We start from the raw sequence: 16,239 nt of genomic DNA on the forward strand, positions 1-16,239 counted from the left end.
GACGGTCCTGAAGCGATTTCCGGGAACGCCGACCGCGGGAACGAACTTGCGACTGCGAACAGCGTGAAAGCCCCGACGCGTTCGACTCCCGCGGCTCGCTGTGCTCCTCGTCGTTCGCTTCGCTCACTCCTGCGGTGCTTACTTCGCCGGGGTTCGTCGAACGCGTCGCCCCTTTCATTCCCTCCCGAATAGACTGATGACCAGCAGAGACGGGTGGAAATGAAAGGGGCCGTCGTCGGGCGTCTTGCCGCCCGATTGCTCGGGAGAGCTTTGCTCTCCCGGTGTTCGCTCCGGGAAGACGCGCGACGTAAGCACTGGAGCGAACGGAGTGAGCGGGGGCTTTCAGGCTATTTGCGGTCCCAGCGATAGCGCGGTCGGAGTCGACGCGACTCACATCGTTGTGGTCGAATCCAGTCCATCCGAGCGGGCGTCTTTATGGGGGAGGTGGCCGAGAAACTGAGATATGACAGACACGCGGCGCGTCCAGATCGTCGACGCGTTCACGACGGAACCGATGGCGGGCAACCCCGCGGGCGTCGTCCCGGAGGCCGCCGATCTGACCGACGACCAGATGGCGGCCATCGCCTCGGAACTCGGCGCGAGCGAGACGGCGTTCGTCCTGCCCGGCGACGAGGCCGACCGCCGCCTGCGCTACTTCACGCCCGAGCGCGAGGTCGACCTCTGCGGCCACGCGACGGTCGCGGCGTTCGCCTCCCTGTACGACCGAGCGGTCGTCGAGAGCGGCACGTACGCCGTCGAGACGAACGTCGGCACGCTCGACGTGGAGATCGAACCGGACGGCACTGTCTGGTTCACACAGTCTCCGCCGAGGGTCCGCGAGGTAGACGTCTCGCTGGAGGAAGCCGCCGAAGCCCTCGGCCTCGACGTGGCGGCGCTCTCGGAGGTCGGCGAGGACCTGCCGATCGCCCGCGCGTCGACCGGGCTCCCGTTCCTCGTCGTCCCCGTCGGCTACTTCGAGCAGCTCTCCGCCATCGAACCCGACCTCCCGGCCGTCGAGGAACTGTGCGAATCGGTCGACGCCGAGGGGCTCTACGCGTTCACCTTCGACACGCTGGAACGGGAGGCGACGCTCCACGGCCGGGCGTTCGTCCCGCTGGCGGGCATCCCAGAGGACCCCGTGACCGGGACCGCCAGCGGCGCCGTCGGGTCGTACCTGCGCTACCAGGGCGCGCTCGACGAGGACGACCCGCTGGTCTTCGAACAGGGCCACTTCCGCGACCGACCGGGACGCGTGCTGGTCGACACTCGCGAGGGAGAGGAAGGCGAGACCGCACCGCGCGTCGGCGGACAGGCTGTCGCCGCGCTGGACGGCGATCTCACCGTGCCCGAGAGCGACGAGGACGACATCATCGAGGCCTGAGCGGCTGTTCTGCTCTCTCCCGAATCGCGACGCTCAGCTCCGCCGACCTCGGCGGACGTACCACCGGCCGGTGCCGACGGCGATGGCCGCGAGGACGAGGCCGGCGACGACGTCGGTCGCCCAGTGGATGCCGAGATACATCGTGGCGCCGATGATCGACAGGCCGACAGCGGTTGCGATGGCGAACCACGCCGGGTAGACCTCCCGCGTGTCATAGGCGACGCCGATGACCGTGGCCGACAGCGACGTGTGTAGCGACGGGAAGACGTTCGTGTTCGAGTTGACGCGGCTGGTGAGAAACTGGAACTCGGGGTGGTGGGTGTACAGCAGCGACTCGACGGAGCCGCCGAGCAGGTTCCGCGGGCCGTAGGCGACGAACAGGACGTAACAGACCAGTCCGAGGCAGTAGTTGACGCTGTAGGCGACCGCGAGCTTGCGCAGCGGTCGCGTGTCGTCGAGCGCCGCGTAGGCGATCAGCGGGAAGACGAGGACGTACACGTAGCCGTAGACGTACGCGTAGGAGAACAGCGTCGTCAGCGCCGGCGACCCTATCGACTGCAGCCACGGGACGAAGTCGCCCTCGATCCCGTAGATCAGCGGCGTGATGTTGATCCCGATGAGCCAGGCGACCTCGGTGACGGGCTCGCGGACGACGCTGTTGAGCAGCAAGACGGCCGCGAGGAAGCCGACAGGCGTGGCCACGTCTCGGAGCCGGTCCGGGAGTCCGGCCGCGGCCGCCCGGAGGCGTCCGGGCCCGACGAGCGCGACGGCGCTGACGCCGACGGCGACGAGATTGACGGCGACCACCTTCGTGAGTACCGGGAGGAGCGTCATTCGGCGAGGAGGCTGCCGTCGTCGTATCGATATCCGGCCTCGACGAAGGCCGCTTTCGCCGCGTCGACGTCGACGTCGCCACTGTCGTCGACGAACGTGTCGCCGGGACCGACGTCGTCGGGGATCCGGTCAGGATCGTACCAGCCCGTGCCCGCGAGCGGGCTCTCGGCCGACCGCGCGTACCCGTCGAAGACCGTGTCGACCAGGTTCGACCGGTGGACCAGCCGGGCGACGACGCGCCGGAAGCGGGCATTCGACAGCGGGGCCGTCCGGACGTTGTAGCCGACGTGGTAGAACGCCCGCGAGCGGTCGCTCACGAGGTCCAGCGCCGACTCGCGGCCGATACGCGGGACGACTGCCGCCCCCAGCGGTGCGACGGTCGCATCGGCGTCGCCCGAGGCGACCAGTTCGACGGCCGAGTCGTCGGACCCGACGGCGCTCAGCCGGATCTCCTCGTAGGCCGGCGCGCCGGACAACCAGTCCGGGAGCCCCGAAGGGTCCTCGCGCAGGAAGTGGTCGTCGAACCGCGAGAGGCGAAGCGACTCGCTGGGGACCGCCCGTTCGAACTCGAAGGGGCCGCTCCCGACGGGCCGCGGGTTGTTCCACGCCAGCGCCTCCGTCATCGTCCGGTTGGTCTCGACGCCGGCGACCTTCGCCGTGTCGGTCCGATCCGACCAGACGTGTTCGGGGAGCAGCGGCACCGTGAACGCCCGTTCGGCGACGACCGGCGACGCCTCGGTGAACGCGATCCGCGCCGTCCGGTCGTCGACGGCGGTCACCTCGTCGACGAGCGTAGTGCGGCCCCGGTAACGCGAGGCGGGGATCGGGCTGTCCGCCGAGCCGAGCGACGTGTCCGCGAGGAACTCGTAGGTGAAGGCCACGTCCGCGGCGGTCAGCGCCTCGCCGTCGTGCCACGACAGGTCCTCGCGGAGCGTCACTTCGGCTTCCGGCTCGCTGCCGCGGTCGTCGACGTCAAGATCGCTGGCCAGCCACGGTCCCAGGACGCCGTCGACGTGCCGTGCCAGCGGATCGTAGAGCAGATCGACGAATGTACCGCGCGCGCGGAACTCCGCGGCGATGGGGTTGCGGTTGCCCGTGATCCGCCCGTCCGTCGTCGCCAGCGACAGCGCCATCGCCGAGTCGGCCGGGGTGAGTCCGAGCAGGACCAGCGGGTCCATCGGACTGCCGTGCCAGCCGTGGAACCGGTCGGTACGCAGCGTGCCCAGTGCGTCGGGGAGGACGAGCGGCGTGAACGGCTGGTTCTCCGCGAGGTGGGACTGGGCGTCCGAGACCGCTTGTCGCCGGTCACTGCCGCTGGTCGTCCGCTGAGCTTCGAGGTGGCTGTCGAGCGCGAGGTTCGTGTACCCGAAGGGGTTCTGCCAGCCGGGTTCGCCGCCGTACACCGAGTGACAGAGGGCGTAGAGAGTGTCCGGGTCGCGCCAGTCGGTCCGGGGGAACTTGCCGACGTAGATGTCGAAGTCGTGGTCGAGCAGGACGCTCCGGTACAGCGCCTCCGGCCCCATCGGCTCGACGTTCGCGTCGACGCCGCAGGCGCGGAGGTGTGACGCGAGAGTGCGGGCGATACGCGACGGGTAGGGGTTCGCGTCGACCGGGATCGTCAGGATCCGCAGTGACACCTGGCTCGCGGGGTCGCGTGCCATGACGTTGCGGGTCCGCTTGACGCACCCGCTCGTCCCGGCCAGCGTCGCTGCCGCCACGAGCACCGACCGCCGGTCGATGGCCTGCGAAGCCTCTCCCCCTCCTGTCATCGTTCGTCTCTGAGCGTTGGGGGACGGGGTATTAGTCTCCTGTGGTCACTATTGACATCAAGAGACGCTTACTCGCGACCGTGAGCCGGTAATCCCGGCGAACTCGTCAACCGGATCGAATAACCCGTCGCTACACGCCGGGTCGAACGCGGACTGGCGCGGGTGGGCCGTGAGCCCTCGACCCATGCGACTGGGCGACAGGTACTCGCATCCGAAACAATATTCCAGAAAACGGCCCCGTTACCCCCTTAACGCAAGCTATTTATTGGGTTTCGGGCCGGAAAGTTCTTGGCAGTCCTGGGCGACAATACGGACACGGTCATGGCATTACTCTGGCTGGACGACATTACGGCCGAGGACTTCGACTCGGTCGGTGGTAAAGGCGCATCCCTGGGCGAGTTGACATCGGCAGGCCTGCCGGTGCCGCCCGGGTTCGTCGTGACGGCCGAGACGTACCGGTCGTTCATCGAGGAGACCGGGATCGACGAGGAACTGTTCGAGGCGGTCGACGTCTCGGTCGACGACTCCGAGGCGCTCGCGCGCGCTGCCGAGCGGGCACAGGAACTCATCTGCGAGACCGAGATGCCCCAGTCCATCCGCGAGGAGATCCTCGCGGCCTACGACGACGTCGAGGACGGGGACGCGTCGGTCGCGGTCCGCTCGTCGGCGACCGCCGAGGACCTCCCGGACGCGTCGTTCGCCGGCCAGCAGGAGACCTACCTCAACGTCACGCGCTCGGGACTGCTCGACCGCGTACGCGACTGCTGGGCGTCGCTTTTCACCCAGCGAGCGATCTACTATCGGCAGGAGCAGGGCTTCTCCCACGACGTCGTCAACATCGCCGTCGTCGTCCAGCTGATGGTCGACGCCGACAAGAGCGGCGTGATGTTCACGAGCCACCCCACCACGGGCGCGCCGCAGGCCATCATCGAGTCCGCGTGGGGCCTCGGCGAGGCCGTCGTCTCCGGCGCCGTCTCGCCCGACAAGTACGTCCTCGACCGCGAGACGGGCGACCTGCGCGACGCCACCGTCGCCACCAAGAAGGTCATGCACGTCCGCGACGAGGAGACCGGCGAGACCATCGAGCGCGCCGTCCCCGAGGACAGACGCGACGAGCAGGTCCTCTCCGAGGAGGAACTGGATCGGCTCGTCGGCCTCGGCGACGAGATCGAGTCCTACTACGGCGACCCCCAGGACGTCGAGTGGGCCATCGCCGACGGCGACCTGTACGTCCTCCAGTCGCGGCCCATCACGACCATCGACGAGGACGCCGAGGAGGTCCCCGGCACCTCCAACGGTGTCGACGACATCGCCGGCGTCGCCGACGGCGGGAGCGCCGCCCAGTCGGGCAGCGGCGGATCGAGCGGCGAGGGCAACGTCGTCTTCTCCGGCATCGGCGCCAGCCCCGGACGGGTGTCCGGCCCGGCGCGGATCGTCCGGAAACTCGACCACCTCGACAAGGTCGAGGAGGGCGACGTCATCGTCGCCGAGATGACGACCCCCGACATGGTCCCCGCGATGAAGCGGGCCTCTGGCATCATCACCGACGAGGGCGGCATGACCAGCCACGCCGCCATCGTCTCCCGCGAACTCGGCGTCCCGGCCATCGTCGGCACCGAGCAGGCCTCCGAGCGCCTGCACGACGGGCAGGTCGTCACCATCGACGGCGACAAGGGCACCGTTGAACAGGGTGATTCGACCGGCGCCGACGAGCGCGAACCCGTCGAGGAGGTCCGCCCGCAGGCGCCCGTCAAGCCCATGACGGCCACCGAGGTGAAGGTCAACGTCTCGATCCCCGACGCCGCCGAGCGCGCGGCCGCGACCGGCGCGGACGGCGTCGGCCTGCTGCGGATCGAGCACATGATCCTCTCGACGAACAAGACGCCCGAACGCTACATCGACGACCACGGCGAGGACGCCTACGTCGCGGAGATCGTCGACGGCGTCCGCGGCGTCGCCGAGGAGTTCTACCCCCGGCCCGTCCGCGTGCGCACGCTCGACGCCCCGACCGACGAGTTCCGCCAGCTCGAGGGCGGCGAGAGCGAGCCCGCCGAACACAACCCGATGCTCGGCTACCGCGGCATCCGTCGGAGCCTCGACCGCCCCGAGCTGTTCGAGTACGAACTCGCCGCGTTCCGCCGACTCTTCGAGCTGGGCTACGACAACGTCGAGATCATGTTCCCGCTCGTCAACGACGCCGAGGACGTGCTACAGGCCCGTCGACTCATGGAACAGTCGGGCATCGACCCCGACAAGCAGGACTGGGGCGTGATGATCGAGACGCCGGCCGCCGCGCTCGGCGTCGAGCAGATGGCCGACGCCGGCATCGACTTCGTCTCGTTCGGCACGAACGACCTCACCCAGTACACCCTCGCTGTCGACCGCAACAACGAGCGCGTCGCCGACCGCTTCGACGAGCTCCACCCGTCGGTGCTGAAGCTCATCAGCGAGACCATCGAGACCTGCCGCGAAAAGGGCGTCTCGACCAGTATCTGCGGCCAGGCCGCCTCGAAGCCGGAGATGGTCGACCACCTCGTCAACGAGGGCGTCACCTCCATCTCCGCGAACATCGACGCCGTCCGCGACGTCCAGCACGAGGTCAAGCGCGTCGAGCAGAAGCTCCTGCTCGACAACGTGCGCTGACCCGACAACCCCGACTCCCTTCCGCCGACAGTCGTTGCCGCGGTGCCGATTCATGCATCGTTTTCCACCGTATCGCGACCGAGACCGGTCGAAATCTCGGCCTGTCGAGCCGGTAGCGACGCGTCCGATCGTCCTATTCTGAGTAGCGCTCACTTGTCCACGGGCCGAACAGGATAGTTCGCTGATAACAAAGTCTCAGACTGCCGGTGTCTCGGCTGCAATGACACCAGACAGGCTCGAATCCTCGCGGCGGGACGTGGTGAAAGCGGTCGGTGCGGGGTCAGTGCTCGCAGCGCTCGGCGGAACCGCGGTCGTCAGCGGTCGAGACGGGAAAGCGACGGGCGAGGTGGACGCCGCCGCGGTCGAGAACGACGACCGCCTCCAGACGGTCGGGTCGGTCCACCGGGTCCAGACGACGACCCGGGGGCCGCCGACCGACCCCGAGCGGCCGGCCGACTTCTTCTACCAGCCGACGGGGCTGCACGTCCAGCCCGGCGACGTGGTCCGGTTCGACTTCGTGAGCCCCGACCACAACGTCGTCTCGTACCACCCGGCGTTCGGGATGCAGCGGCGCGTCCCGATCGGCGTCGACCCCATTTCCTCGCCGATCATGGGCTATCGCCCCGATTCGATCCCCGACGACATGACCGAACCACCCGCTCCCGAGGGCGGCGAGTCGATGGAGACGGAGACGCCCGGCGGCGAGGCCACGACGCCGATGGAGACCGAGACCGCGACCGGAACGGAGGACGAGGGTCCGGTTCCCGACTACTGGCTGCTCACCTTCGACGAACCGGGCGTCTACGACCTGTTCTGTTCGCCCCACGAGATCTACGGGATGGCGATGCGCGTGGTGGTCGGCGACGAGACCGACCCGCGCTTCGAGACCGAATCCGCCGACGCGCTCCCGGCGCCGCGGGCCGGCCCCGCGGAGCTCGCCCGCGTCACGCTCACCGACCCCGCGCTCGCCCCCGATGCCATCGTCGAGGAGGGGACCGTCCAGTGGGAGGATCTCGAAGTGAACCGGGACGACGGCGAGGGAACCGCGACGCCCGGCGGGGAGACCGAGACGGAAACCGACACTGTGGGAACTGGGACGGAGACCGGCGGCGGGTTCGGAACCGAAACGGAGACCGAATCAGGAGGGTGAACGAGGTCGGCGGCCTCAGAAGAAGGTGAGCTTGTCGCGGCGGTACAGGTCGAGTTCGGAGACCATCGAGGGGTCCTGTCGCGCGGCGAAGCGAACGGCGTCGGCGATCTCGGTGGGTTCCGAGACCTCGCCCTCCTCGAAGCGGTCCTCGAAGGACTCGCCGCTCTCGCTGGCGAACTCGCTGCGGACCTCGGCGGGGTTGATGGTCGTGACGGCCACGTCGTCCTCGCCGACGTCGGCGGAGACACTTTTGGCGAACCCGCGGACCCACCACTTCGTCGCCGCGTAGACGGGGTTGAACGGGCGGGGGTACTGCCCGGCGAAACTGCCGATGAAGACGACAGTACCGGACGACTCGCGGAGGTGCGGCAGCGCCGCGCGCGTCGCGAAGAAGTAGCCGTCGACGTTGACCTCCATCATCGTGCGGTAGTCCTCCGTCGAGAGGTCGTCGACGCCCTCGCCGGCGACGACGCCGACGTTGTTCACGAGGAGGTCCAGCCCGCCGAACGCCTCCACCGTCTCGTCGATCAGCGCGTCGACAGCCTCCTCGTCGCGGACGTTCGTGGGCACGGTGAGCGTCTCGACGCCGTAGGCGTCTTCCAGATCGGCGGCGATGGATTCGAGCCGTTCCTCGCGGCGAGCCGCCAGCGCCACGTCGGCGCCGTCCTCGGCGAGGGCGTGGGCCGTCGCCTCGCCGATGCCGGAACTCGCGCCCGTGACGATCGCCGCATCGCCGTCCAGAGACTGATCGGGTGACATGCAACTCGATAGAACGGTCGTGACTATAAGTGTCGGTAGTCGGTGGTCGTCGACGCGACGGGTCTCACCGGAGTCGCGACCGGCGTCCGATACTATCGGCACCGACGCCGATAGACTCTTCAGCGCAGCGAGACGATCGTGAATCATGACAGAGTGTGGCACGAAACGTACCTCGCGTCTGCTCGACGCGCTCGCGCACCGAGATCGCCGGATCGTCTGCTACTATCTCCGCGAACACGAGACGGCGACGGTGGACCGGCTCGTCGACCTCGTCGCCGGGTGGATCGAGGCGGGGCCGGGGCCGAACGAGTCGGTCGACCGGACGAGCGTCCGCGCCGGACTCCACCACGTCCACTTGCCGACGCTCGATTCGGCGGGGCTGGTCGAGTACGAGCCGGACGCAGGGAGCGTCGCGTTCGTCAAGTGTTCACCGGGCGCCGACGAGATCGTCGACGCGGCCTTCGAGGCGGACACCACTGGGGCTCGTCTCGACGTCGAGGGGGTACTCGCGGCCGTCGGATCCGAATCGGAGGCGTGTCGAGGCTGCGACGGCGTTCCAGGCTTCGACGAACGGGACCGCGAGGGATCGACCAGCCCGGGGTCCGGAGTGGACGATGGCGGCTGAGAGCGAGCGTCCGCTGCGCGAGTTGCGCGACCGCGCACGCGGGCCGACCAAGACCGTCACGACGTACGGCCCGGATCCGTACGCCGACCTGCAGCCGCTCCTCGAACGGTTCGACGTCCAACTGGCCCACGAGTACCTCCCCGTCCCCGAGTCCGAGGGATTCCTCACCGTCAACGTCGACGGACAGAGCCTCGGCTCCATCTCGGCGGCCGCGTTCGGCGAACTGCGCGACCCCGACAGCGGGATGCCGTGGAACGTATCGACCCGGAAGTCCGCGTTTCGCGATCTGGTCGAACTGCTCGCGGGGACGACCTTCGTGATGGACGATAGACGCCACCTACTCGCGACCGCCCGGGAGATCGAAGACCGGGCGTTCCGGACCGGGGAAGGGAACCTCTACACCTCCTTCCAGTCGCTGTCGGCCTTTCGCGCGCAGTTGCCCGTCTACGAGCGACTGGTCGATCGGACGGAACTGCGCGCGACCGTCTTCGGCGCGCCGGACTGGGATCCCCCGGCCGTCGACGGCGTGGCCGTCCGACTCGACGAGGGATCCGATCTCACTGACTTCTGGGTCGTCGCGTTCGACGGCGCGGGCGACGACGACGCGAAGTGCGCGATGATCGCCGAGGAGTTGGACTCGGGCGAGTACACCGGCGTCCTCACCTACGAACGGGACGTCGTCGACGAGCTGACGACGTATCTCGACGGCGTCGCCGGGTAAGGTCGACCGCACGACTCCGCGCTCGGGACGAAACGCGTCTGGACGCTCGACTGGCCCGCTCCAGAGCGCAACTGCTAAACGACTGCCAACCTTGCAATCGGGTATGCAGCTGGCCGAGCCGCAGGATTTCGAGCGCGTCCTGTCGTCGATGTGTACCGAACCACACCCCGCGGCTCGGGAGGCGGCCGAGCGATTCCTGGCGACCAACCCCGGCGACCCCGGGACCTACGAGAGCGTCGCCGCGCTGGAAGAGCGCGCGGTCGAACTCCTCGGCGAGGTCACCGGCTACCCCGACCCCGCGGGCTACGTCGCCAGCGGAGGGACGGAGGCCAACATCCAGGCGATCCGGATCGCCCGCAACCGCGCCGACACCGACGACCCCAACGTCGTCGCGCCGACCAGCGCCCACTTCTCGTTCACGAAGGCTGCCGACATCCTCGGCGTCGAGTACCGGACCGCGCCGACGACCGACCACCGCGCCGACCCCGAGGCGATGGCCCGGCTCGTCGACGAGGACACGATCTGCGTGGTCGCCGTCGCCGGCTCGACGGAGTACGGCTACGTCGACCCCGTGCCCGAACTCGCCGACATCGCCCACGAGGTCGACGCCCTCTGTCACGTCGACGCCGCCTGGGGCGGGTTCGTCCTCCCCTTCACCGACCACGAGTGGCACTTCGGCCACGCCGACATCGACACCATGACCATCGACCCCCACAAGATGGGGCAAGCCGCCATCCCCGCGGGCGGCCTGATGGTCCGCTCTCGGGAGCTACTCGACGAACTCGCCATCCGGACGCCGTATCTCGAATCGACCTCGCAGGTGACGCTGACGGGTACCCGCAGCGGAGCAGGCGTCGCCAGCGCCGTCGCCGCGATGGAGGCGCTCTGGCCGGAAGGCTACCGCGAACAGTACCGAACCTCGATGGACAACGCGGAGTGGCTGGCCGACCAGCTGGCCGCTCGCGGCCACGAGGTCGTCGACCCGGTCCTGCCGCTGGTGGCCGCCGATCTCTCGGTGCCGATGACCGAGGAACTGCGCTCGCGCGGCTGGCGGGTCACCAAGACAGGCGCCGGCGAGATGCGCGTCGTCTGCATGCCCCACGTCACCCGGTCGATGCTCCGGTCGTTCGTCGCCGACCTCGACTGGTACTGATCCCTGTTCAAAATCGGCACAGATCCGGGTTCCGGACTGGCACTGATACCGGTTCGCATCGCGCCATCCCCACGATCCGACAGGGTTTCTCGACTCCGTGGCGGAAACCTGAAAGCCTATGACACCCCCGGCGCTACCGCCGGTTGTGCTCCCGGTCGAGGTCCCCGCACTCCTGCTGGGTGGTGCCTGTAGCGACGGGTCCGTTGGAATCGTCATCGACGCAGTCTGCACCGCGACCGGGCCGGTCGGCCTGCTCGTCATCGCCGTCTATTCCTTTCTCATCACGTTCATCCTCCCGCTGCCCTCGGAGATCGTCCTGCCCCTCGCGAACCACCTCCGACTGGGGCTACCGCTGTGGGCGAACCTCACGATCGTCGTCCTCGTCGCCAGCGTCGGGAAGGCCGCCGGCAGCGTCTTCGCCTTCCACATCGGGCAGGAAGCCAAGGAGGCGGGTCCCGTCGTCCGGGCGTTGCGCCGCTCCCGGTTCGACGTGATCGAGTGGTCCCAGTCGAAGGTCGTCCAGCTCTCGAAGAAGTACGGCTATGCCGGTCTCGCGCTCGCGCTGTCGGTCCCCGCCTTCCCCGACACCCTCTCGGTCTACGCCTTCTCCGTCCTCGAAGACGACTACGTGAAGTTCGCCGCCGCCACCTTCGTCGGCAGCGTCGGCCGCTTCCTCGTCTGGATCCTCTTCTTCCGGGGCGCCGTCGCGAGCCTGTGATCCCCACCGAAGCAGCGACCCGCTGGCACCACCACCCGGCGGTGCGTTCGGCGAGATCTCCTCGTAGTGGCCCACGGCGACGGCCAGAGCGCCGGTTCGTTGCGGCGTCCGTTACAGAAGGTACCGCCCTCCCTGCGTGATGGTCTCTGCCTCGGCTATCTTTATCGTGTCACCGAACGAATCTGTAGTATGGAATACCGTCGCGTCACCTCACAGCTCCTCGTCGGCGGGGTCGTCGTGCTCCTCGGCCTCGTACTGCTCGCTCGAACGACCGGCGTCTACGACACGGCGCGCCTGCTCGTCTACGTCCCGACGCTGTTCGTCCTGATCGGCCTGTTCGCCATCGTCGCCAGCGGGTTCCGCAACGTCGTCGGTCCCCTCATGGTCGTGCTGGTCGCCGGCGGCTGGCAACTCGTCGCGCTCGACTACCTCGCGGCCGACACCGTCTTCTCGCTGTGGCCGGTGCTGATCGTCCTCTTCGGGCTCTCGCTGATCCTCGGGCAGTACCGCGCCCGAGTCGTGGCCAGGGAGTCCGACTTCCTCACCTCGGTCGCCGTGTTCGGCGGCCGGACCGAACGGTCGACCTCGAAGGCGTTCCACGGCGCGGACCTGACCGCCGCGTTCGGCGCGGTCGAACTCGACCTGCGCGACGCGGTCGTCGAGCACCCGCCGGCGACGGTCAACGCCAACGCCATGTTCGGCGGCGTCGAGGTGATCGTCCCGCGGGACTGGAACGTCCGGATCGACGTCCTTCCCCTGTTCGGCGCCGCTGAGGACGAGCGCCCCCGCCGCGAGGAGGAGCACGACAAGGTCGACCTCGTCGTCACCGGGTTCGCACTGTTCGGTGGCGTCTCGGTCGAAGACTGAACCGGATCTCGACGACCCCGTCGAAGACGAACTTTTTTCACGGCGGGCGACAACTCTCGACCGTGTTCCACGCGGGTCCGCCCGGCCGTATGCGCATGCGCTTCTCCCAGTAGCGCCGGGTGGACCCAGTCGTCGTCGGTGGGCTCATACCCCACAGCGGACCTCCGGTCCGACGCGACCGGTGAAACGCCGGCCTGCCACGTACCGCTTCCAGACAGCAACCGCGATCCGACGGACCAACGATGACACCGAATCACCGCGTTAAAGAGCCGACTGGAGGTATCGAATAGTATGAGCCACGACGAGTTCCCCACCGAGAACCCCGCGGTCGTAACCTGCGGGTTGCCCTACGCCAACGGCGACCTGCACATCGGCCACCTGCGGACGTACGTCGGCGGCGACGTGCTCTCGCGGGCCCTGCGCACCCTCGGCCAGGAGACCGCCTTCGTCTCCGGGTCGGACATGCACGGCACCCCCATCGCCGTCCAGGCCATCGAGGAAGGCATCGATCCCGAGGAGTTCGCCCTCGAGTGGCACGAGCAGTACGAGGAGACGTTCCCCAAGTTCGACATCGACTTCGACAACTACGGCCACACCCACGACGACACCAACTGCGAACTGACCTACGAGATCGTCGAGCGCCTCGAGGCGGAGGGCTACGTCGAGGAGCAGGAGATCAAGGTCGCCTGGGACCCCGCCGAGGACCAGCCGCTGCCCGACCGCTACGTCGAGGGGACCTGCCCCTACTGCGGCGCCCAGGCCCGCGGCGACGAGTGCGACGAGGGCTGCGGCCGCCACCTCGAGCCCGGCGAGATCGAGGACCCCGTCTCGACCATCTCGGGCAACCCCGCCGAGTACCGCGAGCGCACGCACAAGTTCTTCCGCGTCTCCGAGCTCGCCGACTACCTCTCGGACTTTCTCGACCGCCTCGAAGGCACCTCCAACGCCCGCAACCAGCCACGCCAGTGGATCGAGGACGGCCTCCAGGACTGGTGTATCACCCGCGACCTCGACTGGGGCTTCGACTACCCCGGCGAGGACGGGGAAGACCTCGTCCTCTACGTCTGGGTCGACGCGCCCATCGAGTACATCGCCTCGACCAAGCAGTACACCGAGCGCGTCGGCACCGACGAGTACGACTGGGAATCGGTCTGGAAGGCCGACGAGGTCGGCGTCGAGGCGGGCTCGCCCGACTCCGGCGAGATAATCCACATCATCGGTCAGGACATCATCCAGCACCACACCATCTTCTGGCCGGCCATGCTCCACGTCGCCGACTACAACGAGCCGCGCGCGGTCGTCGCCAGCGGGTTCATGAACCTCGACGGCGACGCCTTCTCGACGAGCCGCAACCGCGCCATCTGGGCGCGGGAGTTCCTCGATGAGGGGTTCCACCCGGACACGCTCCGGTACTACCTCACCACTGTCGGCGGCTTCCAGGACGAGATCGACTTCTCCTGGGACCGGTTCGCCGAGCGCGTCAACGGCGAACTCGTCGGCAACGTCGGTAACTTCGCCTACCGCTCGCTGCTGTTCGCCGAGCGCAACTTCGGCGGCACGCCCGACACTGACATCTCCAGTGAGGTCCGCGAGCGCATCGAGGAGGCCGTCGACGAGTTCGAGACCGCGATCAACGACTACTCGGTCCGGAAGGCCACCCAGGCCGCGGTGAACCTGGCGGGCTTCGGGAACGAGTACATCCAGCGCCACGAGCCGTGGAACCTCGACGACGACGAGGCCGCGCCGGTCATCCGCGACTGCGTCCAGGTCGCCAAGGCCGTCGCCGTCCTCGTCTACCCGGCCACGCCCGACACCGCCCAGCGCCTCTGGGACCAGCTCGAGGAGGACGGGTCGGTCGCCGACGTCACGACCGCGGCCGCGCTCGAAGCGCCGCCCGCCGACTTCGGCGAGCCCACGGAACTGTTCGAGAAGATCGAAGACGAGCGCGTCGAGGAACTCAACCAGAAGCTCGAAGACCGCGTACAGGAAGTCGCCGACGACGGCGAGGAGAGCGGTAACGACGACGGAACCGAAAGCGACGAGGCCGCGGACGCCGACGAGGGTGACGTGGACGTAGAACCCCTCGCCGACGAGCGCATCGGCTTCGACGACTTCGAGGAGATCGACATCCGCGTCGGGCGCATCGAGTCCGCCGAGCCCATCGAGGACTCGGACAAGCTCGCCCGCCTCGAAGTGGACATCGGCGTCGAGACCCGGCAGGTCGTCGCCGGCATCAAGCAGCTCCACGACCTCGACGAGCTCCCGGGCACGAAGGTCGTCCTGCTGGCGAACATGGAGAAAGCCGAGCTGTTCGGCGTCGAGTCCAACGGCATGGTGCTGGCCGCCGGCGAGGAGGCCGACCTGCTGACGACCCACGGCGACGCCGAGCCCGGTACGAAGATCCGGTAGGGCGGTCGCCGGTCCCGGAGCGGGCGATCCGACGCCGACCACGCCGTCGCCGACGGCAAGCCCTTTTGCCACCGGCCCGTTACGGCCGGGCATGGCTGACGACGCCGGAACGGACGACGAGGAGGAGTGGCGCTTCTCGGTCGACGAGGTGGGCGACGACGCCGGCGACGCGGAGAACGGCGAGGCCGACGAGAGCGAGAGCTGGGGGAAGACGGTCGGGGACGACGGCGACGGCCCGACCGTTGCTTTCGGCGAAACTAACGCCGAGAACGGCGACGGCGGCAACGTCGCCGGGTCGGTGAACATCGACGTGCCGGTCGAGTCCGACACGCCGGAGCTGGAGAGCGCCGTCTTCGTCGCCGCCGGTGCGCTGCTCGTCCTGCTGGTGTTCGCGAGCATCGTCACGCCGCTGACGCCGACGACCGTCGGCGCCATTGCGCTCGCGGTCGCCGCCGTGACCGGGATCGTCTACGCGATCTACGTGCGATTCTGACCGGGACTGCCGTCGTTCGCCCGCAGACCCCGACGGGCAGAAGTGTTTTCGGGGCGGCGTCCGAACTTCTCGTATGATCGAGTGGATCGGGCAGACTTCGGTCCTGTCGTGGATCGGGTCGAACCTCCCGCTGTTCCTCCTGCTCGCGGGCGCGGCGCTGACCATCGCGGAGGCGTTCGCTCCCGGCGCGCACTTCATGGTCCTCGGCGTCGCCCTGCTGGTCGCCGGGCTGGTCGGCCTGTTGCTCCCGCCGGGACTGGGCGTCGCCGCGCCGATTATCCTCGCGGGGCTGGTCCTCGCGGCGGGAGCGGGTACCTTCTACGTCTACCGCCAGTTCGACTTCTACGGCGGCAAGGGCGAGGAGCAGACCAGCGACTCCGACTCGCTGCGCGGCGCGATGGGGCGCGTCACCGAGCGGATCACCTCCACCGGCGGCGAGGTGAAACTCGACGAGGGCGGGTTCAATCCCTACTACCGCGCCAGGAGCGTCGACGGCGAGATCGAGGAAGGGACCGAGGTGATGGTCGTCGACCCCGGCGGGGGGAACGTCGTCACCGTCGAACCGCTCACTGGCGGGGTCGACGAGATCGACCGCGAACTCGCCCGGGAACGGCAGCGAAACGCCGATGCCGACGGAGCGAGCGGCGCCGACCGCGACGAGGACCCCGACCGCGAGTTCGAGACCGACCCCGCCTGATCGACCACCGGTGGCGGCCG

The 16,239-nt window shown here is 68.6% G+C and carries 14 protein-coding genes; 11 read left to right on the plus strand and 3 right to left on the minus strand.

Features of this window, described 5'->3' with window-relative positions; genetic code table 11:
* The first annotated feature begins 463 nt into the window (after nt 1-463).
* Nucleotides 464-1,381 carry a PhzF family protein gene (locus tag AB2U09_RS05840; RefSeq protein WP_459191759.1) on the plus strand — a complete coding sequence of 306 codons (918 nt, stop codon included), beginning with the start codon at nt 464-466 and terminating at the stop codon, nt 1,379-1,381.
* Between the two features lie 33 nt (nt 1,382-1,414).
* Here AB2U09_RS05840 and AB2U09_RS05845 read toward each other — a convergent pair whose 3' ends face one another.
* The gene (locus tag AB2U09_RS05845) at nt 1,415-2,215 is read right to left on the minus strand and encodes a phosphatase PAP2 family protein (protein ID WP_459191760.1); all 801 of its coding nucleotides are present in this window, start codon (nt 2,213-2,215) and stop codon (nt 1,415-1,417) included.
* Nucleotides 2,212-3,984 (minus strand): ABC transporter substrate-binding protein, encoded by a 1,773-nt coding sequence (locus tag AB2U09_RS05850; RefSeq protein ID WP_459191761.1) that lies wholly within the window; start codon nt 3,982-3,984, stop codon nt 2,212-2,214. Before AB2U09_RS05850 ends, AB2U09_RS05845 begins: the two co-directional genes overlap by 4 nt.
* A 321-nt stretch (nt 3,985-4,305) precedes the next feature.
* Between AB2U09_RS05850 and ppsA the strand changes: the two genes are divergently transcribed.
* Entirely contained in the window at nt 4,306-6,627 is a 2,322-nt protein-coding gene (ppsA, locus tag AB2U09_RS05855) for a phosphoenolpyruvate synthase (protein WP_459191762.1), read from the plus strand.
* 220 nt (nt 6,628-6,847) lie between these two features.
* Nucleotides 6,848-7,777 (plus strand): cupredoxin domain-containing protein, encoded by a 930-nt coding sequence (locus AB2U09_RS05860; RefSeq protein WP_459191763.1) that lies wholly within the window; start codon nt 6,848-6,850, stop codon nt 7,775-7,777.
* A 15-nt stretch (nt 7,778-7,792) separates the two neighbouring features.
* Here the strand turns inward: AB2U09_RS05860 and AB2U09_RS05865 are convergent, their stop codons facing one another.
* On the minus strand, nt 7,793-8,536 hold the full coding sequence (locus AB2U09_RS05865) for an SDR family oxidoreductase (protein WP_459191764.1): 744 nt from the start codon (nt 8,534-8,536) through the stop codon (nt 7,793-7,795).
* A gap of 145 nt (nt 8,537-8,681) precedes the next feature.
* Between AB2U09_RS05865 and AB2U09_RS05870 the strand changes: the two genes are divergently transcribed.
* The 8 genes from AB2U09_RS05870 (at nt 8,682) to AB2U09_RS05905 (ending at nt 16,219) form a co-directional block, all read left to right on the plus strand.
* The gene (locus AB2U09_RS05870) at nt 8,682-9,161 is read left to right on the plus strand and encodes a DUF7344 domain-containing protein (protein ID WP_459191765.1); all 480 of its coding nucleotides are present in this window, start codon (nt 8,682-8,684) and stop codon (nt 9,159-9,161) included.
* A complete protein-coding gene (locus tag AB2U09_RS05875; protein WP_459191766.1) occupies nt 9,151-9,882 on the plus strand; it encodes a DICT sensory domain-containing protein in 732 nt (243 codons plus the stop codon). Before AB2U09_RS05870 ends, AB2U09_RS05875 begins: the two co-directional genes overlap by 11 nt.
* 103 nt (nt 9,883-9,985) lie before the next feature.
* The gene (gene mfnA / locus AB2U09_RS05880) at nt 9,986-11,035 is read left to right on the plus strand and encodes a tyrosine decarboxylase MfnA (RefSeq protein WP_459191767.1); all 1,050 of its coding nucleotides are present in this window, start codon (nt 9,986-9,988) and stop codon (nt 11,033-11,035) included.
* Between the two features lie 118 nt (nt 11,036-11,153).
* Entirely contained in the window at nt 11,154-11,753 is a 600-nt protein-coding gene (locus AB2U09_RS05885; protein ID WP_459191768.1) for a YqaA family protein, read from the plus strand.
* A 189-nt stretch (nt 11,754-11,942) separates the two neighbouring features.
* Nucleotides 11,943-12,620 carry a LiaF transmembrane domain-containing protein gene (locus AB2U09_RS05890; protein WP_459191769.1) on the plus strand — a complete coding sequence of 226 codons (678 nt, stop codon included), beginning with the start codon at nt 11,943-11,945 and terminating at the stop codon, nt 12,618-12,620.
* A 291-nt stretch (nt 12,621-12,911) separates the two neighbouring features.
* Nucleotides 12,912-15,029, plus strand: coding sequence for a methionine--tRNA ligase (gene metG / locus AB2U09_RS05895; RefSeq protein ID WP_459191770.1), 2,118 nt, complete (start codon nt 12,912-12,914; stop codon nt 15,027-15,029).
* 91 nt (nt 15,030-15,120) lie between these two features.
* Complete coding sequence (locus tag AB2U09_RS05900; protein WP_459191771.1) at nt 15,121-15,522, plus strand: DUF7312 domain-containing protein; 402 nt, start codon at nt 15,121-15,123, stop codon at nt 15,520-15,522.
* 73 nt (nt 15,523-15,595) lie between these two features.
* Nucleotides 15,596-16,219 (plus strand): NfeD family protein, encoded by a 624-nt coding sequence (locus tag AB2U09_RS05905; RefSeq protein ID WP_459191772.1) that lies wholly within the window; start codon nt 15,596-15,598, stop codon nt 16,217-16,219.
* The last annotated feature ends 20 nt before the right edge of the window (nt 16,220-16,239 follow it).

The sequence above is a fragment of the Halosimplex yunnanense genome (genome assembly GCF_054504345.1).

What these genes read in the sequence shown, in the direction of transcription:
- AB2U09_RS05840 (WP_459191759.1), top strand. Translation starts at nt 464, where the DNA reads ATGACAGACACGCGGCGCGTCCAGATCGTCGACGCGTTCACGACGGAA.
- AB2U09_RS05845 (WP_459191760.1), bottom strand. Translation starts at nt 2,215, where the DNA reads ATGACGCTCCTCCCGGTACTCACGAAGGTGGTCGCCGTCAATCTCGTC.
- AB2U09_RS05850 (WP_459191761.1), bottom strand. Translation starts at nt 3,984, where the DNA reads ATGACAGGAGGGGGAGAGGCTTCGCAGGCCATCGACCGGCGGTCGGTG.
- ppsA (WP_459191762.1), top strand. Translation starts at nt 4,306, where the DNA reads ATGGCATTACTCTGGCTGGACGACATTACGGCCGAGGACTTCGACTCG.
- AB2U09_RS05860 (WP_459191763.1), top strand. Translation starts at nt 6,848, where the DNA reads ATGACACCAGACAGGCTCGAATCCTCGCGGCGGGACGTGGTGAAAGCG.
- AB2U09_RS05865 (WP_459191764.1), bottom strand. Translation starts at nt 8,536, where the DNA reads ATGTCACCCGATCAGTCTCTGGACGGCGATGCGGCGATCGTCACGGGC.
- AB2U09_RS05870 (WP_459191765.1), top strand. Translation starts at nt 8,682, where the DNA reads ATGACAGAGTGTGGCACGAAACGTACCTCGCGTCTGCTCGACGCGCTC.
- AB2U09_RS05875 (WP_459191766.1), top strand. Translation starts at nt 9,151, where the DNA reads ATGGCGGCTGAGAGCGAGCGTCCGCTGCGCGAGTTGCGCGACCGCGCA.
- mfnA (WP_459191767.1), top strand. Translation starts at nt 9,986, where the DNA reads ATGCAGCTGGCCGAGCCGCAGGATTTCGAGCGCGTCCTGTCGTCGATG.
- AB2U09_RS05885 (WP_459191768.1), top strand. Translation starts at nt 11,154, where the DNA reads ATGACACCCCCGGCGCTACCGCCGGTTGTGCTCCCGGTCGAGGTCCCC.
- AB2U09_RS05890 (WP_459191769.1), top strand. Translation starts at nt 11,943, where the DNA reads ATGGAATACCGTCGCGTCACCTCACAGCTCCTCGTCGGCGGGGTCGTC.
- metG (WP_459191770.1), top strand. Translation starts at nt 12,912, where the DNA reads ATGAGCCACGACGAGTTCCCCACCGAGAACCCCGCGGTCGTAACCTGC.
- AB2U09_RS05900 (WP_459191771.1), top strand. Translation starts at nt 15,121, where the DNA reads ATGGCTGACGACGCCGGAACGGACGACGAGGAGGAGTGGCGCTTCTCG.
- AB2U09_RS05905 (WP_459191772.1), top strand. Translation starts at nt 15,596, where the DNA reads ATGATCGAGTGGATCGGGCAGACTTCGGTCCTGTCGTGGATCGGGTCG.